A 25,485-nucleotide genomic window follows, 5' to 3' on the forward strand; every position below is an offset into this window, starting at 1 on the left:
TGCAGCCGCCGGCGCGGCTGCCGGGTACACTTTGCGGCTTCGAGGAGCCGCCGCGCGGCGCCTTTTTTCCACCCCCATCGCTTCATGGCCGTTGACACGGCGGGCCAGGCCCGCACCCATCTAGACCTCAAGAGCGCCCAGCTGTCCGTGGTGGCCCTGGTGCTCAAGACCGCCGACGTTTCCGCCGTTGCCGCGGAACTGGCCGCCCGCAGGGCCGACGACCCCGAGTTCTTCGACAACGACCCGGTGCTGATCGACCTGTCGGCCGTGCAGGGCGAGGAGCAGCCCATCGACTTCGCCGCGCTGGTGCAGGCGCTGCGCAGCCACCGCACCCAGCCCGTGGCCGTGCGCGGCGGTAGCCCCGCGCAGATGGCCGCCGCCCATGCCGCCGGCCTGATCGCCGCGCCCGACGTGCCTGCGGCGCGCGCGCAGCCGCGCGAGAGCGGTGCCGTGCGCGAGGTGGTCCGCGAGGTCGTGCGCGAAGTGCAGGTGGAAGTGCCCGTGCAGGTGGAAGTGCCCGTGCAGGCGCCCGCGCCCGGCGCGCTGGTGGTGGACAAGCCGCTGCGCTCGGGGCAGCAGGTCTACGCGCGCGGCTCCGACCTGGTCGTGATGGCCGTGGTCAGCTTCGGCGCCGAGGTGATCGCCGATGGCAACATCCACGTCTATGCGCCGCTGCGCGGACGCGCCATCGCCGGCGCGCGCGGCGACACCAGCGCCCGCATCTTCACCACCTGCCTGGAGCCGCAGCTGGTCTCCGTGGCAGGCATCTACCGCACCACCGAGACCGAGCTGCCCGACAACGTGCGCGGCAAGCCGGCCCAGGTGCGGCTGGACGGCGAAAAGCTGCTCATCGAGCCGCTGTAAGCCCTGTCTTCTCTCCCTCACTCCACAGGCAGTAACGCAAGGACTTCTCAGAACATGGCCAAAATCGTCGTCGTGACCTCCGGCAAGGGGGGCGTGGGCAAGACCACCACCAGTGCCGCTTTTGCATCGGGCCTGGCGCTCGCCGGCCACAAGACCGCCGTCATCGACTTCGACGTCGGGCTGCGCAACCTGGACCTCATCATGGGCTGCGAGCGCCGCGTGGTGTACGACCTGATCAACGTGATCCAGGGCGAGGCCAACCTCAACCAGGCGCTGATCAAGGACAAGCAGTGCGAGAACCTGTTCGTGCTCGCCGCCAGCCAGACGCGCGACAAGGACGCTCTCACGCAGGAGGGCGTGGAAAAGGTGCTCAAGGACCTGGCGGACATGGGCTTCGACTACATCGTCTGCGACTCGCCCGCCGGCATTGAGAGCGGCGCCCTCATGGCCATGCACTTCGCCGACGAGGCGCTGCTGGTGACCAACCCCGAGGTGTCCTCGGTGCGCGACTCCGACCGCATCCTGGGCATGCTCGGCAGCAAGACCAAGCGCGCCATCGAGGGCAAGGACCCCATCAAGGAGCACCTCCTGATCACGCGCTACAACCCCAACCGCGTGCAGGACGGCCAGATGCTGGGCCTGGAGGACATCCAGGACATCCTGCGCATCAAGCTCATCGGCGTGGTCCCCGAGTCCGAGAGCGTGCTGCAGGCCTCCAACCAGGGCCTGCCGGCCATCCACCTGGCCGGCACCGACGTATCCGAGGCCTACAAGGACGTGGTCGCGCGCTTCCTCGGCGAGGACAAGCCCCTGCGCTTCACCGACGCGGCCAAGCCCGGCTTCTTCAAGCGCATCTTCGGCGGGAGGTAAGCGGCCATGTCCCTGCTGTCCTTTCTGCTTGGCGAGAAGAAGAAGACCGCCGCGGTCGCCAAGGAGCGCCTGCAGATCATCCTGGCGCACGAGCGCAGCGGCCGCAACGCCGGCAAGCCCGACTACCTGCCCGCGCTGCAGCGCGAACTGGTGGCGGTGATCTCCAAGTACGTGAAGATCAACGCCGACGACCTCAAGGTGCACTTCGAGCGCCAGGACGACCTGGAAGTGCTCGAAGTGAAGATCGAGCTGCCCGAGGCGGCGGGCGGCAAGTAGCCGCGACGATCTAGCGCCGGTGGCGAGGCGAGGCCCGGGCCTTGGGCGTGGCCTGGCCGAGTTCGGCGCACAGGAAATCGACGAAGGCGGTAACGCGCCGCGCCTTCTGGTGCCGTGAGGGGTAGACGGCGTAGATGTCGGCGGGAGGCGTCGAATACTGCTCCAGCACCTGGCGCAGCCGCCCGCTGCGCAGGTATTTGTCGATGTCCCATTCCGCGCGCATCAGGATGCCGTGGCCGTCCAGCGCCCACGCCACGGCGATGTCGCCGTCATTGGTCACCATCGTTTCCGCCACCTTGACGGACTCCGTGCGCCGCCCGGCGCTCAGGCGCCAGATGCCGTAGGCGTCCTGGCCGTGGTGGATGCTGATGCATTGGTGGCGCGCGAGGTCGGCCGGCACGCGCGGCGTGCCATGGCGCTCCAGGTATGCGGGGGCCGCGCACAGCAGGCGCCGGTTGGCCGCCACCTTGCGGGCTATCACGCGCGCGTCCGGCGGTTCGCCAAAGCGGATGCAGACGTCGAAGGCATCGTCCGTCAGCGGCGGAGGCGTGACCGACAGGTGGAACTGGATCTGCACCTGCGGATAGGTCTTGCAAAAGCGCGAGATCACCGGTGCGATGTGGCTGCGCCCGAAACCCAGCGTCGCGTTCACGCGCAGCAGGCCGAGCGGTTCGGCCATCGAGCGGCGCAGGTTGTGCTCAACGTCTTCGATGTCCGCCAGGATGCGCCGCGCTTGCACCAGGTACTCCTCGCCTTCGGGCGTGAGCGAGTTGCGGCGGGTGGTGCGGTTGAGCAATTGAACGCCCAGCCGCTGCTCCAGCAGGGCAAGCCTGCGGCTCACCGCCGGCGTGGTCAGCCCCAATTCGCGTGCGGTGGCGGACAGGCTGCCGCAGCGCACCAACAGATGGAAGAACGCCATCTCCGACGAAGCGTTGCCGAGTTCCTGCATTGTTCAATACAACTGAAAAAATGTTTTATTTTCCACAAATTATTAAATGCCATTCGCTTCGTACATTGCCGCCTACGCCGCGTCGCCGTGGCGAGCAACAGAAGGAGACGAATGTGAGCCATGTAATCCTGCGGCTGTCGCGCAGATCCACCATCCTCGGGCTGAGCCTCCTGCCGTTGGCAGGGTATGCGCAGGCCTATCCCGCCAAACCGGTCAGCGTGGTGATTCCCTATTCCGCCGGGGGGACCACGGACATCGTCGCGCGGCTGATCGCACAGTCGCTGGCCGCCAGCACGGGCAAGACCTTCGTTGCCGAGAACAAGGGCGGTGGCAGCACCACCATCGCCACGGGCGCCGTGGCCAAGGCCGCGCCGGACGGCTACACCTTGCTGGCCAACGAGATGACGCAGACCATCATCCCGTGGCTGTTCCCCAAGCTGTCTTTCGATCCGATCAAGGATCTGCTGCCCGTGACGGTGTTCGCCGAGGCTCCCTATGTGCTCGTCGTCAATTCCGGCGTGCCGGCCAAGAATCTGCGCGAACTGGTGGATCTGGCGAAGGCGCAGCCGGGCAAGCTCAACTTCGCCTCGGGCGGCGCCGGCAGCGGCCCGCACATCGCCGGTGAACTGCTCAAGACCGTCGCTGGGGTGGACATGACCCACGTGCCCTACAAGGGCTCGGGCCCCGCCGTGGCCGATCTTCTGGGCGGGCAGGTGGACGTGCTCATCACCGCGGCGCCCACGGTGACCGCGCAGATGGGATCGGGCCGCATGCGCCCGCTGGCGGTGGCGCACCCGCGGCGCCTGTCCTCGCTGCCCGACGTGCCGACGGCAGCGGAGGCCGGGTTTCCCGATTTCCGCATTGCCAACTGGTTCGGGCTGGCCGCACCCAAGGGCACGCCGGCCGAGGTCGTCGCCTACCTGCACGCGGAGGTGCAGAAGGTGCTTCAAAGAGCCGACGTGCGCGACAAGCTCCTGGCCGCCGGCGCCGAGCCCGTGTCGATGACGCCGGCCGAGGCCGCGCGGCACGTGAATACCGAAGCGCGCCGCTGGGGCGAATTGGTGCGCAAGGCGCAGATCCGGCTGGACTGATTTTTTACCAACGCAAGAAGCAGATCCATGAAGATTCGCAAGGTGGAACCCCTGCACGTGGGGCAATTCATGTTCGTTCGCATCACCACGGACGACGGTACCGTGGGCTATGGCGAGGCGGGCACCTGGGGCCATATCGAGGCGGCGGGCGTTTGCATCCGCCGCTTCGCGGAGTATCTGGAAGGCAAGGACGCCTTCGCCATCGAGCACCACTGGAACGTGATGCATCGTTTCAGCTATTTCACGGGCCTGGCGGAAAACGCCGCCATCTCGGCCATCGACATCGCCCTCTGGGACATCAAGGGCAAGGCGCTCAACGTGCCCATCTACGAACTGCTCGGCGGCGCCGCGCGCACCAAGGCGCGTATCTACGGCCATATCTACGAGAACAGCATCGAGAAGATGCTCGTGGAATGCCAGGCCAAGATGGAGGCGGGCTTCAACGCCTTCGGCCACCTCAACCCCTTCCTCGACGAAGGGAACGATCAGGTCTATTTCAAGACGCACATCAAGAAGATGCGCGACGCGATCGACAACACCCGGCGCATGCGCGAGGTTGTGGGCGATCGCGTCGATCTGCTGATCGAGATCCACCGCCGGCTCACCCCGGCCGAGGCTATTGTCTTCGCCCGCGGCATCGAAGACACCCATCCCATGTTCATCGAGGATCCGATCCGCCCCGAAGGTCCGGACGGCATGGCACGCGTCGCCGAGAAGATCGGCATTCCGATCGCCACGGGCGAGCGTTTCGCCAATCTCTACGAGTTCCAGACGCTGATGGCGCGCGGCGGCGTCGAATATGCGCGGGTGGACCTGTGCCTGTGCGGCGGCATCACCGGAGCCAAGAAAGTCGCGGCCCTCGCCGAGGCCCACCATGTGCAGGTCGTGCCGCACAACCCGCTGTCGCCGATCGGCCTGGCCGCCTGCCTGCAGCTCGATGCCGCGATCCCGAACTTCGCCATCCAGGAATACGCAACGGGCTTCGAGGCCGGCATCTTCGAATCGCGCCCCGAACACTTGGGCAGCGACATCGTCGATCAGGTGCCCTTGCCCGATGCGGGCTTCGTCGATATCCCGACAGGCCCGGGCCTGGGCATGAATCTATTGCCGGATGCCCAGAAGATCCGCCCGCCGCTGGTCAAGCCGATCTCGATGCGGCCGCATTTCGACGGCTTCGTCGTCGATCAGTAACCGTACCGGGGGCGAGGCTAGGGGCCTATGACGGTGTCTGCCAGCTGCCCCAGCGCATGCTCGGTATAGAACATCCCCCCGTGGTAGAGCAGCGGCGACGCACCGCGCAGGTGCGTGCAGCGCTCCACGCGTCCCACGAAGATCGTGTGGTCGCCCTCTGCGTACTGGCTGCGGTTGGTGCATTCGAACACCGCCGCCACGCCTTCGATCACCGGCATGTCGTGCAGGCCGGGGTGGTGCGCCACGCCCGCCCAGCGGTCGATGCCGCGCGTGGCGAAGCGCTCGGCCAGGGCGCGCTGCTCCACCGTCAGCACATTGATCGCGTAGTGCGTCGCGCTGGCGAAGGCCTGCAGCGAAGAGGCCTTGTGCGCCAGGCTCCACAGCACCAGCGGTGGATCAAGCGAGACCGAGTTGAACGAATTCACCGTCATGCCGACCAGTTCGCCGCCCGCGCCGCGCGTCGTGACGATGGTTACGCCCGTGGCGAACATGCCCAGTGCATCGCGGAATTCGCGTGGCGAAAAGGCGGGAGGGCTGGGGTGATGGGTGCTGTTCACTAGGGGCGCGGCGCATGTGGTGCGCGGGGGCGGGCGGTGGAGGAGCTTATTATCGACCGGCAGGCTGCGGCTTGCAGCGCCGCCGGCGCTCTCCTTTCTTCGCACCATGTCTTTGCTGCCAGGCTTTTCCCTCCTGGGCTCCGGCCCCACCGTGCTGCTGCTGCACGACGCCGACGGCGATCACCTGAGCTTCGCGCCCCAGCTCGAAACCCTGGCCAGCGCCGGCTACCGCGCCGTCGCCTGGGATATGCCGGGTTATGGCCGCAGCGCGCCGGTAGAGCCCTACGGCTTCAAGGGACTGGCCCAGCGCTGCCTGCTGCTGCTGGACGCGCTGCGGTGCGGCGAGGCCACGCTGGTCGGCCACGGCTTCGGGGCCATGCTGGCGCTGGAGATCGCGCTGCGCGCCCCTATGCGGGTGCGGCGGCTGGTGCTGTGCGCGGGCGGCCCGGCGCTCGATGCAGCGGCCACCGCCGCCTGGGTGGCGCCGCGCCTTGCGGCGTTGGAGCAGGGCATGGACATGGCCCGGCTGGCCGACCTGGTGGCGCGCGACGCCGGCGCCGATGCCCTGCCCGAGGGGCTGCAGCTGGCGCGCCACGCCATGGGCCGCGTGTATGCGGCCACCTACCGCCGCGCGCTGCAGGCGCTCACCGTCTTTGCGCGCCGCGCGCCGGACCTGGCGCGGCTGCATGTGCCCACGCTGCTCATCGGTGGCGAGCAGGACCGCTGCACCCCGCCCGAGGCGCTGCTGGCCCTGGCCCATGTGCTGCCCGATGCGCGCGCCGTGCTGCTGCCCGGCGTGGGCCATTGGCCGCAGCTCGAAGACCCCGATGGCTTCGAGGGCGCGCTGCTGGAATTCCTGGCCATGCCAGCCCGGCTCCATTGAATTGAAGCCATCCCGGGGCGCGGGATGGTCTGCCGCGGCGCAGGGGTTTTGGGGTTATCCCAGTCTGGCTAACATGGCTTTCATGAACACGCTGTCGCAGCCCAGGCCCTCCTTCAAGGAGCAGATGCACCGCGCGCGCGAGGATGCCATCGTCGAGGCCGCTTGCCGGCTGCTCGGCGAAAAGGGCTTCGAGACCATGACCGTGGACGAGGTGGCCTGCGCAGTGGGCATCGCCAAGGCCAGCCTGTACAAGCATTTCGCGGGCAAGGACGACCTATGCGCGGCCGCCATGGTGCATGTGGTAGGGCGCCTGCAGCGTTTCCTGGACGAATTGCCCGAGGGCCTGCAGGCGCTGCAGCGCCTGCAGGCCCTGCTGCGCTGGCTGCTCGAGCTGCAGCTGGGTGACGAGACGCCGCTGCTGCCCAGCCGCAACTCCGCGCTGGCCCAGGCGCTGCGTACCTGCGATGCCTACCGGGCGTCCATGGAGGAGGTGCATGCGCGCATCCTGGGCTGGATCGCCGAGGCCCAGGCCGCCGCGCAGCTGCGGCGCGAGCTGCCGCCCGAGGTGATCCTGTGCGCACTGCTTGCGCGCTCGACCGACCCCATGCTGGCCATGCTGCGCGAGCGTGGCCATGGTGACGCCCAGATCCTCGACTGGGCCGTCGCCACCTGCCTCGGTGGCTTGGTCAGCGCACCAGCAGCACCGGAACGGTGCAGTTGGCCAGCACCTGGGTGCTGACCGAGCCCATGACCAGCTTGCCCAGCGAGCCGTGGCCGTGCGTGCCCATGACGACGAGGTCGTACTTGCCCGATTCGGCCACCTTGGCGATGGTCTCGCCGGCCGGGCCGACCTTGATCATGGTCTTGGGCTGCACGCCATGGCGGCCCATGAACTTGACCACGGGTGAGAGCACCTTCTCGCCCTCGTCGGCGTAGTAGCTGTCCACCGTTTCCTTGCCCAGTGCGGCGCGCGCGCGCGGGGGCAGCGGTGGCTGCACCGTAATGGCCGTGTACGTATGCGAGCTGCCAAGCATCTCGTCGTGCGCGGCCAGGTAGGCCAGCATCTTTTTGGTGTAAGTGCTGCCGTCGACAGCAAGCAGGATGTTCATTCGTAGTACTCCGTAAACGGGTTGTCAGACTAATCTGCGCCTGCACCTGTTGTCTTGACCTTTGTCATGCCGCGCGCCAATGGGTCTCGCGACCCCGCGCATCATACGGTGAGCACGCAGTGGGACTGGAATGCGGCCTGCTCGCCCTTGCGCGCATAGCCCAGCGGGTTGGCCACTACGCGGCAGCTCCAGGAGTTGCCGTCGGCATGCGTGCCGCTGGCCAAGTAGTCGCTTGGGGCGTGCAGATGGCCGTGCAGCCACAGCCGGGCGTGGGGCAGGCAGTCGTCCAGGGCATTGCAGAAGCCCGCGGTGCCGGGCGTCATGCCGTAGCGCGGGTCGGCGCTGCACAGGCTGGGAGCGAAGTGAGTGACTGCTACTGTCGCGCCGTCGAATGGCCGGGCCAGGGCCTCGCGCAGCCAGGCCTGGCACACCAGCGCCTGCTCGCGCAGCTGCGCCGCCAGGAACGGCTCGCCGTGGCGCGTGCCGCCGGTCTTGCGCAGATAGAAGTCGGCGGCGCGGAAGGCCTTCTCGCGCAGCTTGAGCCGCTGGCCCTGGGAGGCGTCGTCGGCGCCATGCCCGGCCAGCGCGTCGAAGTCGCTCCACAGCGTGGTGCCTACCAGGCGCACGCCCTGCAGAACCACGCTCTCGCGCTCCAGCCAGATCAGCCCGAGGCGGTCGCAGGTGCGGCGCAGGCGCGTGTGCGCGGTGTCGAAGTCCTGCCCGTCATACTCGTGGTTCCCCGGCACGAAGACCACCGGCGTGGGCCAGCCGGCGTATTGCGGCAGCGGCGAGAAGCGCGCCAGGCCGAAGTCGCCGTCGGCGAGCTGCGAGCCGGGCTGGTACGAGCCTATGTCGCCCGCCAGCACCAGCACGTCGGCGCCGGGCGCGGGGCTGGGGCTGAAATGGGGGTGGACTTCGAGGTGCAGGTCGGACAACAGCTGCAGCTTCATGGCTTGGCGTGGCGTGTGGATCGCATTCAGTCGCGGAGCGTGATGGGTGTCGGCGTGTTGCGGGCCGCGCGCGCGATGGTCTCGCGCAGCCAGCGGTGGGCCGGGTCGTATAGGCGCCGGCGGTGCCACAGCGCATCCACGTGCACGGTGGGCAGCGGCATGGGCAGCGGGCGCCAGACCAGGTCGCCGCCCACGTCGGCCAGGCCCACGAAGTGCAGCGGCAGCACGGTGAGCAGGTCGGTGGTGGCCACCACGCGGCCGGCGGTGAAGAACTGGTTCACCGTGAGCACGATGCGCCGCTCGCGCCCCAGGGCGGCGAGCGCCTCGTCGATGAAGCCGTAGGGCTTGCCGGAGAAGCTCACGAGCAGGTGGTGCGCGGCACAGTACTGGTCCAGCGAGAGCGGCGCATCCGCCAGCGGATGGCCGGCGCGCATCACGCACACGTACTGGCTGGCGTACAGGCGCACGCTCTCATGGGCCACCACGTTGTCGGCCTGGGCGCGGGCCGTGAGGTCGGCCAGCACGGCCGGGAAATAGCCCACGGCCATGTCGATGGTCCCGTCGTCGAGCAGGCGGCGCGGGTCGCGCGTGGTCAGGGGTATGACGCGCAGCGAGATGCCGGGCGCCTCGCGCTCCGTGATTTCGATGAGCGGCGGGATCAGGGTGGCGCCGGTGGCGTCGGCCATGGCCAGCACGAACGTGGCCTGGGCCGAGGCCGGCTCGAAGCCGCCGGGGGCCAGCGATTCCTGCAACTGCCCCAGGGCCTGGCGCACCGCGGGCCACAGCGCCAGGGCCCGCGGCGTGGGCTCCACGCCATGGCCGCTGCGCACGAGCAGCTCGTCCCCCACGGCCTCGCGAAGGCGGCGCAGTGCATTGCTCACCGCCGGCTGGGTGATGGCCAGCTTCTCGGCCGCGCGCGTGAGATTGCGCTCGGCCATGACCTCGTCGAAGACGCGCAGCAGATTCAGGTCCAGCGTACGGAAGTTCAGCGAGGGCATGTCCTAACCATAACGAACATGAATGTTGGCAATCACAAATATTAATTGGACATGATATAGGGTTAACCCTAGTATTCTCCCGTTGCCAGGCAGTTTTGCCGCAAGCGGCACCGAGGTTTTACATCATGACGAAATTTGCTGTTATCGAGTTTCCCAGCCAGCATCAGGGCGTGGCGCGCATCGAGGGCGCCGTGAGCCATTTACGCCGGAGCGCGACCCGCTTCGACCCGACGCGCAACGGAGCCTCCCTGCTGCTCGCGGCCCTGGTGGCGGCCTTGCTGGTCGTGGCCAACGAGATGGTGGATACCTGGGGCGACGGCCATCTGCTGGCCGGCTGGATGCTGATGTGGCTGATCGCCTTCGTGGGCATGGCACTGCTGGCCGCGCCGGCACGCCGCGCCGTGGCGCTGCTGCGCGGCGCGGCCAAGTCCTGGTCCGATGCGCGCCGGCGTGCGGCTGAGGACGAGCGGACCTGGAACGCCGCGCTGCACGACGCGCGCATCATGGCCGACCTGAGCCGTGCCATGAATGGCATCGCCGTCGAGGACATGCGCCGCTATCGCTGACAGCACCGGCCCGCCAGGCCGCGTCAGCCACATGCCAGGGCACCTTCGGGTGCTCTGTTTTTTTGCGCGTGCGTGTGCCTCTGGCAATAAAAAACCCCGCACCCGATGCGGGGTGCGGGGTTGCGCGGGTGGACGGCCCTCAGGCGGCCAGGCGCTTTTCCAGGGCGGCCTTGGTGGCCAGCAGTTCCTGGGGCAGGTGGTGGGCGAGCTTGTCGAAGTGCTCGGTGTGCAGCTTCAGTTCCTCGGCCCAGACGCTCTTGTCGATGCTGGTCACGCTCTCGAACTGCTCGGCGCTGAATTCCAGGCCGTTCCAGTTGATTTCGGCAAATGCGGGGGCGATGCCGAAGGCCGTTTCCAGGCCTTGCGCGCGGCTTTCGATGCGGTCGATCATCCACTTGAGCACGCGCATGTTCTCACCGTAGCCGGGCCAGACGAACTTGCCCTCGGCGTTCTTGCGGAACCAGTTGGTCGTGAAGATCCTGGGCAGGGCCGCGCCCTGGCCGGCGATCTTGGCGCCCAGGTCCAGCCAGTGCTGGAAGTAGTCGCTCATGTTGTAGCCCATGAAGGGCAGCATGGCGAAGGGATCGCGGCGCACCACGCCTTGCGCGCCGAAGGCGGCGGCAGTGGTCTCGGAGCCCATGGTGGCGGCCATGTACACGCCCTCGGTCCAGGTGCGCGCCTCGGTCACCAGCGGCACGGTGGTGGAGCGGCGCCCGCCGAAGATAAAGGCGTCGATCTTCACGCCTTTGGGGTCGTCCCAGGCCTCGTCCAGTGCCGGGTTGTTGGTGGCGGCCACGGTGAAGCGGGCGTTGGGGTGGGCGGCCTTGGCGCCGGTTTCCTTGGCGATTTGCGGCGTCCAGTCGCGGCCCTGCCAGTCGATCAGGTGCCCGGGGACCACGCCGGTGTCCTTTTCCATGCCTTCCCACCACACGTCGCCGTCGTCTGTCAGCGCGACGTTCGTGAAGATCACGTCCTTGTTGAGGCTGGCCATGCAGTTGGGGTTGGTGTGGTAGTTCGTGCCGGGGGCGACGCCGAAGTAGCCTGCCTCGGGGTTGATGGCGCGCAGGGAACCGTCGGGCTGGGGCTTGATCCAGGCGATGTCGTCGCCGATGGTTGTGACCTTCCAGCCTTCGAAGGCCTTCGGGGGCACCAGCATGGAGAAGTTGGTCTTGCCGCAGGCGCTCGGGAAGGCTGCGGCCACGTGGTACTTCTTGCCCTCGGGGTTGGTCACGCCCAGGATCAGCATGTGCTCGGCCAGCCAGCCCTGGTCGCGGCCCATGGTGGATGCGATGCGCAGCGCCAGGCATTTCTTGCCCAGCAGGGCGTTGCCGCCATAGCCCGAGCCGTAGCTCCATATCTCGCGCGTCTCGGGGTAGTGCACGATGTACTTGACCTGGGGGTTGCAGGGCCAGCTGGTCTGGTCCTTCTCGCCGGCCTTGAGCGGCGCGCCCACGGTGTGCATGCAGGGCACGAACTCGCCATCGGTGCCGATCACGTCGTATACCGCCTTGCCCATGCGCGTCATGATCTTCATGTTCACGGCCACGTAGGCGCTGTCGGACAGTTCCACGCCCACGTGGGCGATCGGGCTGCCCAGTGGGCCCATCGAGAACGGCACCACGTACATGGTGCGGCCGGCCATGCAGCCGTCGAACAGCGGCTGCAGCGTGGCGCGCATCTCGTTGGGCGCCATCCAGTTGTTGGTGGGGCCGGCGTCTTCCTTCTTCTCGGAGCAGATGAAGGTGCGGTCTTCGACGCGGGCCACGTCCGACGGGTCGGAGCAGGCCAGGTAGCTGCCCGGGCGCTTGGCGGGGTTGAGCTTCTTGAAGGTGCCGGCATTGACCAGCTGCTGGCACAGCTGGTCGTATTCCTCCTGGCTGCCGTCACACCAGTGGATGGCGGCGGGCTTGCACAGGGCGGCCATTTCGGCCACCCAGGCGATCAGGCGGGCGTTCTTGACATAGGCGGGGGCCTGCAGGCTCAGGCCTTGCATGGAGGGGGCGTTCATTGGAGCTTCCTGAAGTTGAAAACGGTTTTTTCAAAGGAAGCGAGCCGGGACGCGTGGCGCGGGGGCCCACCGGACGCCTGTGCGCACTGCCTTTGAAAAAACGGCTTGGAACTCAGTCGCCTAGCGGGTGCAGGAGGTGCCGCCGCAGGGTAGGCACGCATGCGCAGTTCGGCTGAATTGACGATTCTATGAAGACGTCCGGAATTTGTCTGCTGGACAAGGGGCAAAACAATGCAAACAATGCATAGGGTTATGCATGAAATTTCAGATCCACGCGCTGGAGGCAGCAACGAAAAGGCCCCGCAATGCGGGGCCCGGGATGTGCATGCGCGGGGATGCGTCAGGCCATGGTGACCGCGATCAGCGCCAGCAGGAAGATCATGGCCGCGCCCGCGGCGGGAAGCACCACGGGGATCAGGTTCACCACGGTTTCGGTGGGATCGGTCGCGGTGGCCGCCTCGACGTCGGCGGCGTTGGGTGCGATGTGGTGTTCGTGTGCCATGTGGTGGTCTCCTCTGTAAGTCCTGGTGCCTGAAAGCTTGGCCAAGTGTAGCGGCAGCGCCCGGACCGGCCCACGGGCCTTACCCGGGGTCAGTGCAGCTCGGCCTCCATGTGGGCGGCGCGCAGCTGCTCCAGCACCTGCTGGACGTGGGCCTTGCCGCGCGTCTGCAGCACCAGCTCGATCTCCACGTTCTGCGCGGCCAGCAGGGTGAAGGCGCGCTGGTGGTGCACCTCTTCGATGTTGGCGCCGGCCTCGGCCACGGTGGCGGTGATGCGCGCCAGCACGCCGGGCACGTCGCGCGCGCTGACCTTGATGCGCGCCAGGCGCCCGGAGCGCACCATACCGCGCTCAATGATGGCGGCCAGCAGCAATGGGTCGATGTTGCCGCCGGAGAGCACCAGCCCCACCTTCTTGCCGCGAAAGCGCTCGGGGTAGCGCACCAGGGCGGCCAGGCCGGCCGCGCCCGCGCCCTCGACCAGGGTCTTCTCGATCTCCAGCAGCATGAGCACGGCCTGCTCTATGTCGCCCTCCTGCACCAGCAGCAGGTCGTCGACCAGGCGGGCGATCACTTCGCGCGTCATTCGGCCCGGCTGGCCCACGGCGATGCCCTCGGCGATCGTGGACATGCCCTGCTCGTGCTGCGTGCCCTTGACGGCGTTGACCATGGCCGGAAAGCGCGCCGTCTGCACACCCACGATCTCCAGACTGGGCTTGAGGGCGCGCGCCGCCGTGGCCATGCCGGCCAGCAGGCCGCCGCCGCCGACCGAGACGACCAGCACGTCCAGGTCGGGCTGTTCGGCCAGCATCTCCAGCGCCAGCGTGCCCTGGCCGGCGGCCACGGCCTCGTCGTCGTAGGGGTGCACGAAGGTCAGGCCCTGCTGCCCGGCGAGCAGATGGGCGTGCCGGTGCGCTTCCTCCAGGGTGTCGCCGTGCAGCACCACCTCGGCCCCGAAGCCGCGCGTGCGCTCCACCTTCACGCCGGGCGTGAAGCGCGGCATGACGATCACCGCGCGCAGGCCCAGGCGCTGCGCATGGTAGGCCACGCCCTGGGCGTGGTTGCCGGCGCTCATGGCCACGACGCCGCGCTTACGCTCCTCGGGGGTGAGCTGGCTCAGCTTGTTGCAGGCGCCGCGCTCCTTGAACGAGGCGGTGAACTGCAGGTTCTCGAACTTGAGGAACACTTGCGCGCCTGTGACCTGCGAGAGCGTGCGCGATTCCACGCAGGGCGTGTCGAGCACCTGGCCGCGCAGGCGGGCGGCGGCGTCCTGGATGTCTTGGATGGAAAACATGGTGGATTGTCGCGCAGCACGCGCCTGGGTTAGCTATTGATAGAAGAGCTGGTCACGCTTGATTGGCAAGCGTTGGGGGCCATTTTGACTGTGAATGACGTTTCAGGCGGGAAAGGCGCGCGCCAGGATGGCGTCCACGTCCATGCCGCGCGTGTCGATGGCCCCCGCCACGCGGCCCGCGCCGCCGTCGCCCAGGCGCGTGGCGATGAACGCGTCGGCCACGCAGGCGGGCGCATGCGCGCGCAGCAGGCAGGCCTGGGCCACGAGCACCAGGCGCTGCGCGAGCACGCGGCCCAGGGCTTCGAGTTCATCGGCTGATGCGGCCAGCAGCGCCTGCAGGCCCTGCAGCGCGGCGGCGATGCGCGGCTCGCCCTGCGCGGCGGGCTGCAGCTCGGCCAGCAGGGCGCGGGCGGCCCCGGGCTCGCGGGCCAGGGCGCGCAGCACGTCCAGGCACATGACGTTGCCCGAGCCCTCCCAGATGGAGTTGACGGGCGCCTCGCGGAACAGCCGCGCCATCACGCCGTCCTCCACGTAGCCATTGCCGCCGAAGACCTCCATGGCTTCGCCCGTCAGCTCCACGGCGCGCTTGCAGACCCAGAACTTGGCGGCGGGCGTCATGGCGCGCTTCCAGGCACGCTGGGCGGGGTCGCCGTCGCCCTCGCGCTCGAAGGCCTCGGCCAGGCGCATCAGCAGCACCAGGGAGGCCTCGCTCTCCAGCGCCAGGTCGGCCAGCACGGCGCGCATCAGGGGCTGCTCCGCCAGGGCCTTGCCGAAGGCGTGGCGCTGGCGCGCATAGGCGATGGCCTGCACCGTCGCCTGGCGCAGGATGGCGGCGCTGCCCGCCACGCAGTTGAGGCGCGTGTAGCCGGCCATCTCGATGATGGTGGGGATGCCGCGGCCCTCCTCGCCCATGAGCACGCCCCAGGCGTCCTCAAACTCCACCTCGCCGCTGGCGTTGCTGCGGTTGCCCAGCTTGTCCTTCAGGCGCTGCACGCGCACCGCGTTGCGGCTGCCGTCGGGGCGCCAGCGCGGCACGTAGAAGCATGCGAACGGGCCGCCCTCCTGCACGCGCGCCGTCACCAGGTGCGCGTCGCATTGCGGCGCCGAGAAGAACCACTTGTGCCCGCGCAGCAGGTATTCGCCGCCGCGCCCGCCCGCGCCCACGGCCGTGGCCACGGTGGTGTTGGCGCGCACGTCGGAGCCGCCCTGCTTTTCCGTCATGCCCATGCCGAGCCAGATGCTGGCCTTGTCCTGCACGGGCAGGTCGCGCGCGTCGTAGGCGTCGCTGTAGAGGCGCTCCTGCAGCTGCGCCCAGAGCGCCGGTTCCTTCTGCAGCAGGGGGATGGCGGCCTGCGTCATCGTCGCGGGGCACAGCGTGCCCTGCTCCACCTGGCCGTGCAGGTAGAAGCCCGCGGCCCAGGCGGCCCAGCGGCCCGCGCGCGCCTCCCTGAAGGGCTGGCTCACGAGGCCCTGCCCGCGGTACAGCGCCATGAGCGCGTGCCAGCCCGGGTGGAACTCCAGCGCGTCGATGCGCCGCCCGCGCGAGTCGAAGCGCCGCAGCTCGGGCAGATGGCGGTTGGCCTGCTCGGCCAGCATATAGGTTTCGGTGCGCCCCAGGCGCGCGGCGTAGCCGTTCAGCGCGGGGCGGGCCCAGCCGGCGCCCGTGCGCGCCAGCGCCTCGCAAAGCGCCGGGTCGGTGGCCAGCGGGTCGTAGTCGTAAAGCTCGGGAAACTGGTTGAAGACATGGTGGGTGGTCCAGTCCATGGTGCGCCTGCCTTGCCTGCGTTCCTGTCGGCGGACAGTCTAGTCCTGCCGCTGTTTATTGCCAGCCCCAGCGCCGCCGGTAGATGCCCTTCATGGCCTGAGTCGCTGCCATGTAGCCCAGCACGATGGCCGGCAGCAGCGCGAAGTACAGCGGCGGCAGCGCCTGCAGCCTGAAGTAGTGTGCCAGCGGCCCCATGGGCAGGAAGATGCCGACGGCCATGATGGCGCCCGTCATCACCAGCAGCGGCGTGGCCGCGCGGCTCTGGACGAAGGGCAGACCGGGGCTGCGGATCATGTGCACGATCAGGGTCTGCGTCAGCAGACCCACGACGAACCAGCCCGACTGGAACAGCGTCTGCTGCGCGGGCGTCTGCGCGCCGAAGACGAACCACATCATGGCGAAGGTCGTGATGTCGAACACCGAGCTGACGGGCCCGAAGAACACCATGAAGCGGCCTATGTCGCCCGGCTGCCAGCGCAGTGGCCGGCGCAGCAGCTCCTCGTCCACGTTGTCGAACGGAATGGCGATCTGCGAGATGTCGTACAGCAGGTTCTGCACCAGCAGGTGTATGGGCAGCATCGGCAGGAACGGTATGAAGGCCGAGGCCGTGAGCACCGACAGCACGTTGCCGAAGTTGGAGCTGGCCGTCATCCTGATGTACTTGAGCATGTTGGCGAAGGTGCGCCGGCCCTCCTGCACGCCCTGCTCCAGCACCATCAGGCTCTTCTCCAGCAGGATGATGTCGGCGGCCTCCTTGGCGATGTCCACCGCGCTGTCCACCGAGATGCCGATGTCGGCCGCGCGCAGCGCCGGCGCGTCGTTGATGCCGTCGCCCATGAAGCCCACCACGTGCCCGTTGGCCTTGAGCCGGCGCACGATGCGTTCCTTGTGCATGGGCGTGAGCCTGGCGAAGAGGTTGTGGCGCTCCACGGCATGGCCCAGCTCCTCGTCGCCCATGCGCTCCACGTCGCCGCCCCGCAGCACGCCCTGCTGCGCCAGGCCCACCTCGCGGCAGATCTTGGCGGCCACCAGCTCGTTGTCGCCGGTCAGCACCTTCACGGCCACGCTGCGCCCGGCCAGCGCCTTCAGCGCCGCGGCCGTGGAGTCCTTGGGCGGGTCGAGGAAGGCCACGTAGCCGACCAGGGTCAGGGCGCTTTCGTCGGCCAGACCGTAGACGTCCTGCGTGGGCGGTCCCTGCCGGGCGGCCACGGCCACCACGCGCAGGCCTTCCTCGTTGAGCCCGGCCGTCACGGCGCGGATGCGCTCCAGCAGCGCGGGCGTCAGGGGCTCGGTGGCCGCGCCGTGGCGCACCTGGGTGCACACGGCCAGGACTTCCTCCACCGCGCCCTTGGTGATGAGCAGATGGTGCGCGCCGTGCTCGGCCACCACCACCGACATGCGGCGGCGGTCGAAGTCGAACGGGATCTCGTCGACCTTGCGGAAGTTCCTGGCGGGTTCGAGCTCGCGGTGCACCTCGGCGTGCTCCAGCACGGCCACGTCCAGCAGGTTCTTCAGGCCCGTCTGGTAGTAGCTGTTGAGGTAGGCCAGCTCCAGCACGTCGCCGGACTCCTCGCCCCAGGCATCGACGTGGCGCGCCAGGAAGATCCTGTCCTGCGTCAGCGTGCCGGTCTTGTCGGTGCACAGCACGTCCATGGCGCCGAAGTTCTGTATCGCGTCCAGCCGCTTCACGATGACCTTCTTGCGCGACAGGAACACCGCGCCCTTGGCCAGCGTGGAGGTCACGATCATGGGCAGCATCTCGGGCGTCAGGCCCACGGCGATGGCCAGGGCGAACAGCAGGGCTTCGAGCCAGTCGCCCTTGGAGAAGCCATTGATGAAGAACACCAGCGGCGCCATCGCGGACATGAAGCGGATGAGCAGCCAGCTGACCTTGTTCACGCCCGACTGGAACGAGGTGGGCGCGCGGTCGGTGGCGATGACGCGGCCGGCCAGGGCGCCGAAGTAGGTGCCGCCGCCCGTCGCCAGCACCACGGCCGTGGCCGAGCCGGAAACGACGTTGGTGCCCATGAACACGATGTTGTCCAGCTCCAGCGGGTTGCCGGCGCCCGCGCCGCATCGGGCGGCCGACTTCTCCACCGGCATGGACTCGCCGGTCATGGCCGCCTGCGCCACGAACAGGTCCTTGGCCGCGAGTACGCGGCAGTCGGCCGGGATCATGTCGCCGGCCGACAGCACGACCAGGTCGCCGGGCACCAGCAGCCTGATCGGCAGCTCCACGCGGCGCACGCCGGCGTCTTCGGGCAGGCTGCCGCGCAGCACCGTCGCCGTGTTGCCGACCATGGCCTTGAGCGCGTCGGCCGCCTTGCTGGACCGGCCTTCCTGCCAGAAGCGCAGCAGGGTGGCCAGCACCACCATGGTTCCTATCACCAGGGCGCCCTTCATGTCGCGGGTGAAGAGCGAGATGGCGGCCAGTAGCGTCAGCAGCAGGCTGAACGGGGTGCGAAAGCAGTGCCACAGGTGCACCCACCAGGGCAGCGGCTTCTCGTGCTCCACCTCGTTGGGGCCCGCGCGCTCGCGTATGGCGTCGGCCTGCGCCTCGGTCAGGCCGGTCTCGGCGCTGCCGAGCTGCCGCAGCAGGGCCCCGGCATCGGCGTCCGCCGCCGCGGCCAGCGCCCTGGACTGCGCCGCGGGCAGTTCCCGGCTGACGCCGGTGCGGCCCAGGGTCTCCAGCAGGGCCCGGCGGCGGAAGTGCCGGACCATGCGGCGCGTGCGCAGGAAACCGGCGAAGACCTCTCTCGGGATGTGGGGGTGCATGGGGGCTCCTGAACGCCCCGTCCCGAACCCGTCGGGACGCAGGCCCTTGTTCGGCCGACACCCCGCGATGATGGATCAAAACTCCGTATGCGGGCGCACCCGGCCCGCCACGGCGCCGTGCGCGCCGCGCTGTTTCAGGACACGGCCGAAAACAGCCTGCGCGCGCCCACCGGCGCCACCGCGCGCGCGATGGCGCCGATGTGGTCCGGCGTGGTGCCGCAGCAGCCGCCCACGATGTTCACCAGCCTCTCGGTGGCGAACTCGTGCACCAGGCGGCTCGTGACCTCGGGCGTCTCGTCGAAGCCGGTGTCGCTCATGGGGTTGGGCAGGCCGGCGTTGGGGTAGCAGCTGATGAAGGTGTCGGGCGCGGCCTTGGCAAGCTCCTGGATGTAGGGGCGCATCAGCGCCGCGCCCAGGGCGCAGTTCAGGCCGATCGAGAGCGGGTTGGCGTGGCGCACGCTGTGCCAGAAGGCCGTCACGGTCTGGCCCGAGAGGATGCGGCCCGAGGCGTCGGTGACCGTGCCGCTGATCATGATGGGCAGGCATTCGCCGGTCTGCTCGAAGGCTTCGTCGATGGCGAACAGGGCGGCCTTGGCGTTCAGCGTGTCGAAGATGGTCTCCACCAGCAGCACGTCGGCTCCGCCCGCGATGAGCGCCAGCGCCTGCTCCAGGTAGGCCGCGCGCAGCTGCTCGAAGGTCACGTTGCGCGCGCCGGGGTCGTTCACGTCGGGGCTGATGCTGGCGGTCTTGGGCGTGGGGCCGAGCGCGCCGGCCACGAAGCGGGGCTTGTCCGGCGTGCTGAACTTGCCGCAGGCCGCGCGCGCGAGCCTGGCGCTCTCCAGGTTCATCTCGTAGGCCAGGTCGGCCATGCCGTAGTCCTCCTGCGCGATGCTGGTCGCGCCGAAGGTGTTGGTCTCGATCAGGTCGGCGCCGGCGGCGAGGTAGCCCTCGTGGATGTCGCGGATCACGTCGGGCCGCGTGAGGCTGAGCAGTTCGTTGTTGCCCTTCACGTCGCGCGCAAAGTCCTTGAAGCGCTCGCCCCGGTACTGCTCCTCGGTGAGCTTGAAGCGCTGGATCATGGTGCCCATGGCGCCGTCGAGGATGGCGATGCGCTGTTCGAGGATGGCGGGCAGCTGCTGGGCGCGGGTGTAGTGGGGCAGGGTCATGGACCCGATTGTAGAAAGGGCTCCGCGCTTTCCAGAAAGACCCGTAGCGCGGGCGCGTCGGTGCCCTCGTGCCAGGCGAGCACGCCCACGGTGGGGTGGTGCAGCCCCGCGATGGGCAGGAAGCACACGCCCTGCACGCCCGCCTGGGCCAGCGACGCCGGCACCAGCGCCACGCCCATGCCCAGCGCCACGAGCGACACCACCGTGAGCCACTGGCGCGCCGCGTGGCGCGTGCGGGGGTGGATGCCGGCGCGCTGGAACAGCGCGATCACGTTGTCGTGGTTGGCGGGCGCGACGTCGCGCGCGAACATCACGAAGCTCTCCTGCTCCAGCGCGGGCAGTGCGACGCTGGCCCCGTGCGCGAGCGCATGCCCCTGCGGCAGGCAGCAGACGAAATGGTCCGCCGCCAGCGGCCGGCAAAGCAGGCCCGGCGGAACGGCGGCGGTGTTGATGAAGCCGGCGTGCAGCTGGCGGTGCAGCAGGGCGTCGATCTGCTCGCTGGAGGACAGCTCGCGGAGTTGGACATCGATGCCCGGCGCGCGCTCGCCGAAGGCGCGCACGATGCGCGGCATGTCGCGGTAGACCATGGAGCCCGTGAAGCCGATGTCCAGCCGACCCTGCAGCCCCGCGGCCACGGCGCGCGCCGTCTCGCCCGCGCGCGCCACGTGGTCGAGCACCATGCGCACCTCGGCCAGGTACGCATGGCCCGCGGGGGTCAGGGCCACGTACTTGCTCGTGCGCTCGAATAGCCGCACGCCCAGTTCCTCCTCCAGCGCCTTGATGCCCGAGGACAGCGGCGGCTGCGTGATGGCCAGGCGTTCGGCCGCGCGGCCGAAGTGCAGTTCCTCGGCCAGCACGGCGAAGTAGCGCAGCTGGTGCAGTTTCATGCCGGACATGATGCCAGCGGGCCCGTTCACATTGCGATTGGCGCTACTCGCCGAGAGGCCGCGGAGCAGGCTGGTGCCAGGGACGCCGCGGAGCGGGCTTTGCCCGGCCACTGACGTCGTCCCTCCTGGATGCTCTCAATACGACTTGGGCAGGCCCAGCACCTTCTCCGCGATGAAGCACAGGATGAGCTGCGGGCTCACGGGCGCCAGGCGCGGTATCCACGACTCGCGCATGTAGCGTTCCACGTGGTATTCCTTGGCGTAGCCCATGCCGCCGTGCGTGAAGATGGCGCGCTCGCAGGCGCGGTAGCCGGCCTCGGCGCCGAGGAACTTGGCGGCGTTGGCCTCGGCGCCGCAGTTGGCGCCCTGGTCGTACAGCCAGGCGGCCTTCTGCACCATGAGGTGCGCGGCCTCCAGGTCCATCCAGGCCTCGGCCAGCGGGTGCTGTATGGCCTGGTTCTTGCCGATGGGGCGGCCGAACACCTCGCGCTCGGCCGCGTAGCCCGCCGCGCGCGCAAGGGCGGCGCGGCCCAGGCCCACGGCCTCTGCGGCGATCAGGATGCGCTCGGGGTTCATGCCGTGCAGGATGTAGGAGAAGCCCTTGCCCTCCTCGCCCACGCGGTCCTCCACGGGAATGCGCAGGCCGTCGATGAACAGCTGGTTGGTGTCCACGCACTTGCGGCCCAGCTTGGCGATCTCGCGTACCTCGACCTTGCTGCGGTCCAGGTCGGTGTAGAACAGCGTCAGGCCCTCGGTGCCCTTGCATTCCTCTGCCGGCCGGGTGCGCGTGAGCAGCAGGATCTTGTTGGCCACCTGGGCGGTGGAGATGAAGACCTTCTGCCCGTGCACCACGTAGTGGTCGCCCTCGCGCACGGCGCGCGTCTGCAGCTTCAGGGTGTTCAGGCCCGCGTTGGGCTCGGTCACGCCGAAGCAGGCCTTGTCCTTGCCCTGGATCAGCGGCGGCAGCCAGCGCTTCTTCTGCTCGTCGGTGCCGAAGACGACCACGGGGTGCAGGCCGAAGATGTTCATGTGCACGGCCGACGCCCCCGACAGGCCCGCGCCCGTGGCCGAGATGGTGTGCATCATCAGCGCGGCCTCGCTGATCCCCAGGCCCGCGCCGCCGTATTCCTCGGGCATGGCGATGCCGAGCCATCCGGACTCGGCCAGCGCCTGGTGGAAGTCGTGCGGGAAGCCGCCTTCCTGGTCTTTCTTGAGCCAGTAGTCGGCGTCGAAGGGCTCGCAGACGCGCTCGATGGCGGCCTTGATCTGTTCCTGTTCGGGGGTGAGTGCGAAGTTCATGGTCGGATTACCTTGTCGGGCGATTCGCCGTAGGGCGGGCTATAGATCACGAGCAGCTTGACGGGCTGGTCGCTGGTGACGGTGAAGACGTGCATCTTGTCGGCCGGGAAGAAGCACATGTCGCCCGGCACCATGTCGAAGGCCTCGTCCTCCACCTGGGCCCGGGCCGTGCCTTCGAGCAGGTAGCAGGCCTGCTCGATGCCGGGATGGGCGTGCGGCAACGCGCCGCCGCCCTTGTGCAGCGTGCCCAGCAGCACCTCCATCTGCTTGGCACCCACGGTCTCGGGGCCGATCAGGCGCTGGTTGTGCGTGTGGTGGTGGTTGGCGGGCTGGTAGCTGGGCACGCCGGCGGCGCGCACCAGGTAGCGGGATGTGGTCATGTGGCGCTCCCGGGCCTCATTCGGGTTGGATGCCGGCCTGCTGGATCAGCGTGCGCCAGTGCGTCAGTTGCCCGGCCACGTACTGGGCGAATTCCTCGGGCGTCTTGCTGGGCCAGACCTGGAAGCCGATCTGCGCGAGCTTGTCCTGCAGATCCTTGTCGGCCAGCACGGCCTGCAGCTCGGTGTTCAGGCGCAGCACCACGGCCGGGGGCAGGCCCGCGGGGCCGAAGATGCCGTTCCACGAGGTCAGGTCGAAGCCCTTCACGGTCTTGCCGATGGGCGGCACGCCCGGCAGCAGCGGCGTGGGCTCGGCCGTGGTGATGCCCAGCGTGCGCACCTTGTCGGTCTTGAGCATGCCCATGCCCGAACCCAGGTCGGCCACGTACACCTGCACCTGGCCGCCCACCAGGTCGGTCATGGCCTGGGGGCTGGATTTGTAGGGCACGCCCAGCACGTCGATCTTGGCGATGTGCTTGATGCTCTCCATGGCCACCAGCGAGGTGCTGTTGGGCGTGGCGTAGCTCAGCTTGCCCGGGTTGGCGCGCGCGTAGTCCAGCAGCTCGGCCAGCGTCTTCACCGGCAGCGCGGGGTGCACGGCCAGTGCGAAGGGCAGCTCGCCCACGCGTGCCACGGGCGTGAAGTCCTTGATTGGGTCGTACTTCAGGTTCTTGTACAGCGCGGGGTTGGCCGAGTGCGAGGTGTTCGTCGTCATGAACAGCGTGTAGCCGTCGGGCTTGGCCTTGGCGACGAACTGCGCGGCCACCTGGGCATTGGCGCCGGGCTTGTTGTCCACGACCACCGGCTGCTTGAGCCGCGCGGCCAGCCCCGAGGCCACGGCGCGCGCCACCGAATCGGTGCCGCTGCCGGCCGCGAAGGGTACGACGAGGGTCACGGGCGCATTGGGATAGGCCTGCGCCAGGGCCGCCGTGGCGCCGATGGCGAGGGCGCACGCGGCGAGCGTGGCGCGCAGGATGGTCTTCATGGCTTGTCTCCTGTAATAGTTGGTTGCGCGCCAATGGTGATGGAGTCAGCGATTCATGTCCAATTCAATAAGCGGACCAATGAATTCGATTTGCGAATGGTTTGGGCATCATTCGGGGGCCGCGCGCGGGGGGCCGCATCCGGAGCACGCACAATAGGCGCTTGGCGCCAGCCTTGCCCTGTCGCCTGGAATATTGGTCAAATATGGCCCTGACGCTTACTCAACAAGCGTTAACAGCTATCAAAAGAAGAGTTTCCTTGTCTCCCGCGCATTTCGTCCTGCACGACGTCTTCGGCTACGACCAGTTCCGTGGCCCGCAGCAGGCCATCATCGACCACGTGATCGCCGGCGGCGACGCGCTCGTGCTCATGCCCACGGGCGGCGGCAAGTCGCTGTGCTACCAGGTGCCGGCCATCGTGCGGCGCGACGCGGGGAGGGGTGTGACGGTGGTGGTCTCGCCGCTCATCGCGCTCATGCACGACCAGGTGGGCGCGCTGCACGAGGCGGGGGTGGAGGCGGCCTTCCTCAACTCCACGCTCGACTGGCAGCAGACGCTGGACGTGGAGCGGCGCCTCTCGCGCGGCGAGATCACGCTGCTCTACGCCGCGCCCGAGCGCGTGACCACCGACCGCTTCCTCGGCCTGCTCGACGGCCTGCACGAGCGCGGGCTGCTCTCGCTCTTCGCCATCGACGAGGCGCACTGCGTGAGCCAGTGGGGCCACGACTTCCGGCCCGAATACCGGCAACTGTCCATCCTGCACGAACGGTATCCCCGCGTTCCCAGGATTGCGCTCACCGCCACAGCCGACGCGCTCACGCGCGCCGACATCGTCGAGGGGCTGCGGTTGCAGGAGGCGCGGCAGTTCGTCAGCAGCTTCGACCGGCCCAACATCCGCTATCGGCTAGAGGAGAAGAAGGAGCCGCTCACGCAGCTCATGCGCTTCATCGACCGCGAGCACCTGGGCGATGCGGGCGTGGTCTATTGCCAGTCCAGGAAGCGCGTGGAAGAGCTTGCCCAGGCGCTGTGCGACGCGGGCCTGACCGCGCTGCCCTACCACGCGGGCCTGCCCGCCGAGGTGCGCCAGCAGAACCAGGACCGCTTCCTGCGCGAGGACGGCATCGTGATGGTGGCCACCATCGCCTTCGGCATGGGCATCGACAAGCCCGACGTGCGCTTCGTCGCCCACGTGGACATGCCCAAGAACATCGAGGGCTACTACCAGGAAACGGGCCGCGCCGGCCGCGACGGTCTGCCCGCCGACGCCTGGATGGCCTACGGCTTGCAGGACGTGGTGAACCAGCGCCGCATGATCGACGAAAGCCCCGCGGGCGAGGAGTTCAAGGCCGTCATGCGCGGCAAGCTCGACGCGCTGCTGGCCCTGGCCGAGGCCACGGACTGCCGCCGCGTGCGGCTGCTGGGCTACTTCGGCGAGCAGTCCGAACCCTGCGGCAACTGCGACAACTGCCTCAATCCCCCCGCCGTGTGGGACGGCACGGACGCGGCGAGAAAGCTCCTCTCGACCATTTACCGCGTGCACCAGGCCAGCGGCATCAGCTTCGGCACCGGGCACATCATGGACATCGTGCGCGGCAAGGACACGGACAAGGTGCGCCAGTTCGGTCACGAGAAGCTCTCCACCTTCGGCGTCGGCAAGGAATACACCGAGGCGCAGCTGCGCGGCGTGCTGCGCCAGCTGCTGGCCACCGGCGCCGTGGGCCTGCACAAGGTGATGCTGGAGAGCGGCCACAGCTTCGACACGCTGGTGCTCACCGACGGCTCGCGCCCCGTGCTGCGCGGCGAGCAGCACGTGCAGCTGCGCGAGGCCACGGCCCAGGCCCAGGCCGCCGCCAAGCCCAAGCGGGCCCGCCGCGCCGCCACCCCGCCGGTGGCCGCCGCCAACCTGGGGCAGGACGCGCAGGTGCGCTTCATCAACCTCAAGGCCTGGCGCGCCGAGGTGGCGCGCGAGCACAACCTGCCGGCCTACGTGATCTTCCACGACGCCACGCTCGCTGCCATCGCCGAGCGCAACCCGGCCACGCTGGATGAGTTGCAGGGCATCAGCGGGATGGGGGTGAAGAAGCTGGAGGCCTATGGCGAGGATGTGGTGCGGGTGTGCCGGCAGTAGCC

23 protein-coding genes and 1 pseudogene are annotated in these 25,485 nt (G+C 68.8%); 9 read left to right on the forward strand and 15 right to left on the reverse strand.

The window, feature by feature from the left end; translation table 11 throughout:
• Positions 1-84: 84 nt before the first annotated feature.
• Genes minC through minE form a run of 3 tightly spaced genes read left to right on the forward strand, consistent with a single transcriptional unit; the run spans position 85 to position 2,010 of the window.
• Positions 85-864, forward strand: coding sequence for a septum site-determining protein MinC (minC, locus tag ALIDE2_RS00460; protein WP_013721154.1), 780 nt, complete (start codon positions 85-87; stop codon positions 862-864).
• Between the two features lie 54 nt (positions 865-918).
• Complete coding sequence (gene minD / locus ALIDE2_RS00465) at positions 919-1,734, forward strand: septum site-determining protein MinD (protein ID WP_013721155.1); 816 nt, start codon at positions 919-921, stop codon at positions 1,732-1,734.
• 6 nt (positions 1,735-1,740) lie between these two features.
• The gene (minE, locus tag ALIDE2_RS00470; RefSeq protein WP_013517026.1) at positions 1,741-2,010 is read left to right on the forward strand and encodes a cell division topological specificity factor MinE; all 270 of its coding nucleotides are present in this window, start codon (positions 1,741-1,743) and stop codon (positions 2,008-2,010) included.
• A 10-nt stretch (positions 2,011-2,020) separates the two neighbouring features.
• Here the strand turns inward: minE and ALIDE2_RS00475 are convergent, their stop codons facing one another.
• Positions 2,021-2,959, reverse strand: a complete 939-nt coding sequence (locus ALIDE2_RS00475; protein ID WP_013721156.1) for a LysR family transcriptional regulator — start codon at positions 2,957-2,959, stop codon at positions 2,021-2,023.
• A gap of 113 nt (positions 2,960-3,072) precedes the next feature.
• On the opposite strand from ALIDE2_RS00475, the gene ALIDE2_RS00480 reads away from it, so the two are divergent.
• Positions 3,073-4,050 carry a Bug family tripartite tricarboxylate transporter substrate binding protein gene (locus ALIDE2_RS00480; RefSeq protein WP_013721157.1) on the forward strand — a complete coding sequence of 326 codons (978 nt, stop codon included), beginning with the start codon at positions 3,073-3,075 and terminating at the stop codon, positions 4,048-4,050.
• A gap of 27 nt (positions 4,051-4,077) precedes the next feature.
• Positions 4,078-5,241: a mandelate racemase/muconate lactonizing enzyme family protein gene (locus ALIDE2_RS00485; RefSeq protein WP_013721158.1), complete on the forward strand. Its 1,164-nt coding sequence runs from the start codon at positions 4,078-4,080 to the stop codon at positions 5,239-5,241.
• Between the two features lie 17 nt (positions 5,242-5,258).
• On the opposite strand, the gene ALIDE2_RS00490 is transcribed toward ALIDE2_RS00485, so the two are convergent.
• Positions 5,259-5,798 (reverse strand): flavin reductase family protein, encoded by a 540-nt coding sequence (locus ALIDE2_RS00490; protein WP_013721159.1) that lies wholly within the window; start codon positions 5,796-5,798, stop codon positions 5,259-5,261.
• Positions 5,799-5,904: 106 nt separating this feature from the next.
• Between ALIDE2_RS00490 and ALIDE2_RS00495 the strand changes: the two genes are divergently transcribed.
• Together ALIDE2_RS00495 and ALIDE2_RS00500 are read left to right on the forward strand one after the other, a co-directional pair.
• The gene (locus ALIDE2_RS00495) at positions 5,905-6,681 is read left to right on the forward strand and encodes an alpha/beta fold hydrolase (protein ID WP_013517031.1); all 777 of its coding nucleotides are present in this window, start codon (positions 5,905-5,907) and stop codon (positions 6,679-6,681) included.
• An 82-nt stretch (positions 6,682-6,763) separates the two neighbouring features.
• Positions 6,764-7,420 carry a TetR/AcrR family transcriptional regulator gene (locus ALIDE2_RS00500; protein ID WP_373279413.1) on the forward strand — a complete coding sequence of 219 codons (657 nt, stop codon included), beginning with the start codon at positions 6,764-6,766 and terminating at the stop codon, positions 7,418-7,420.
• Here ALIDE2_RS00500 and ALIDE2_RS00505 read toward each other — a convergent pair.
• From ALIDE2_RS00505 to ALIDE2_RS00515, 3 genes are all read right to left on the reverse strand, one after another.
• Positions 7,368-7,790: a universal stress protein gene (locus ALIDE2_RS00505; RefSeq protein ID WP_013517033.1), complete on the reverse strand. Its 423-nt coding sequence runs from the start codon at positions 7,788-7,790 to the stop codon at positions 7,368-7,370. The two genes, ALIDE2_RS00500 and ALIDE2_RS00505, sit on opposite strands and share 53 nt — an antisense overlap.
• 101 nt (positions 7,791-7,891) lie before the next feature.
• Positions 7,892-8,740 carry a metallophosphoesterase gene (locus tag ALIDE2_RS00510; RefSeq protein ID WP_013721160.1) on the reverse strand — a complete coding sequence of 283 codons (849 nt, stop codon included), beginning with the start codon at positions 8,738-8,740 and terminating at the stop codon, positions 7,892-7,894.
• Positions 8,741-8,766: 26 nt separating this feature from the next.
• Positions 8,767-9,738 carry a LysR family transcriptional regulator gene (locus ALIDE2_RS00515; RefSeq protein WP_013517035.1) on the reverse strand — a complete coding sequence of 324 codons (972 nt, stop codon included), beginning with the start codon at positions 9,736-9,738 and terminating at the stop codon, positions 8,767-8,769.
• A 125-nt stretch (positions 9,739-9,863) separates the two neighbouring features.
• Between ALIDE2_RS00515 and ALIDE2_RS00520 the strand changes: the two genes are divergently transcribed.
• The gene (locus ALIDE2_RS00520) at positions 9,864-10,304 is read left to right on the forward strand and encodes a hypothetical protein (protein ID WP_013517036.1); all 441 of its coding nucleotides are present in this window, start codon (positions 9,864-9,866) and stop codon (positions 10,302-10,304) included.
• Between the two features lie 139 nt (positions 10,305-10,443).
• Here the strand turns inward: ALIDE2_RS00520 and ALIDE2_RS00525 are convergent, their stop codons facing one another.
• From ALIDE2_RS00525 to ALIDE2_RS00565, 10 genes and pseudogenes are all read right to left on the reverse strand, one after another.
• On the reverse strand, positions 10,444-12,312 hold the full coding sequence (locus ALIDE2_RS00525; RefSeq protein ID WP_013517037.1) for a phosphoenolpyruvate carboxykinase (GTP): 1,869 nt from the start codon (positions 12,310-12,312) through the stop codon (positions 10,444-10,446).
• A 340-nt stretch (positions 12,313-12,652) separates the two neighbouring features.
• Positions 12,653-12,814, reverse strand: coding sequence for a hypothetical protein (locus ALIDE2_RS25245; RefSeq protein WP_013517038.1), 162 nt, complete (start codon positions 12,812-12,814; stop codon positions 12,653-12,655).
• Between the two features lie 89 nt (positions 12,815-12,903).
• Positions 12,904-14,106: pseudogene (locus ALIDE2_RS00530) on the reverse strand (threonine ammonia-lyase); the annotation flags it as partial.
• A gap of 99 nt (positions 14,107-14,205) precedes the next feature.
• Complete coding sequence (locus tag ALIDE2_RS00535; protein WP_013517040.1) at positions 14,206-15,867, reverse strand: acyl-CoA dehydrogenase family protein; 1,662 nt, start codon at positions 15,865-15,867, stop codon at positions 14,206-14,208.
• Positions 15,868-15,922: 55 nt separating this feature from the next.
• Positions 15,923-18,643, reverse strand: a complete 2,721-nt coding sequence (mgtA, locus tag ALIDE2_RS00540; protein WP_013721161.1) for a magnesium-translocating P-type ATPase — start codon at positions 18,641-18,643, stop codon at positions 15,923-15,925.
• 134 nt (positions 18,644-18,777) lie between these two features.
• Positions 18,778-19,809 carry a homocysteine S-methyltransferase family protein gene (locus tag ALIDE2_RS00545; protein ID WP_013721162.1) on the reverse strand — a complete coding sequence of 344 codons (1,032 nt, stop codon included), beginning with the start codon at positions 19,807-19,809 and terminating at the stop codon, positions 18,778-18,780.
• Positions 19,806-20,696 (reverse strand): LysR family transcriptional regulator, encoded by an 891-nt coding sequence (locus ALIDE2_RS00550; RefSeq protein WP_174764488.1) that lies wholly within the window; start codon positions 20,694-20,696, stop codon positions 19,806-19,808. The genes ALIDE2_RS00545 and ALIDE2_RS00550 overlap by 4 nt, the downstream gene beginning before the upstream one ends.
• A gap of 135 nt (positions 20,697-20,831) precedes the next feature.
• Complete coding sequence (locus ALIDE2_RS00555) at positions 20,832-21,995, reverse strand: acyl-CoA dehydrogenase family protein (RefSeq protein WP_013721163.1); 1,164 nt, start codon at positions 21,993-21,995, stop codon at positions 20,832-20,834.
• Positions 21,992-22,375 (reverse strand): cupin domain-containing protein, encoded by a 384-nt coding sequence (locus ALIDE2_RS00560; RefSeq protein WP_013721164.1) that lies wholly within the window; start codon positions 22,373-22,375, stop codon positions 21,992-21,994. The genes ALIDE2_RS00555 and ALIDE2_RS00560 overlap by 4 nt, the downstream gene beginning before the upstream one ends.
• 16 nt (positions 22,376-22,391) lie before the next feature.
• Complete coding sequence (locus ALIDE2_RS00565; RefSeq protein ID WP_013721165.1) at positions 22,392-23,357, reverse strand: Bug family tripartite tricarboxylate transporter substrate binding protein; 966 nt, start codon at positions 23,355-23,357, stop codon at positions 22,392-22,394.
• A 257-nt stretch (positions 23,358-23,614) separates the two neighbouring features.
• Between ALIDE2_RS00565 and recQ the strand changes: the two genes are divergently transcribed.
• A complete protein-coding gene (gene recQ / locus ALIDE2_RS00570) occupies positions 23,615-25,483 on the forward strand; it encodes a DNA helicase RecQ (protein ID WP_013517047.1) in 1,869 nt (622 codons plus the stop codon).
• The last annotated feature ends 2 nt before the right edge of the window (positions 25,484-25,485 follow it).

Origin of the sequence: Alicycliphilus denitrificans K601 (genome assembly GCF_000204645.1) — a bacterium.
Lineage (GTDB): Bacteria > Pseudomonadota > Gammaproteobacteria > Burkholderiales > Burkholderiaceae_C > Alicycliphilus > Alicycliphilus denitrificans.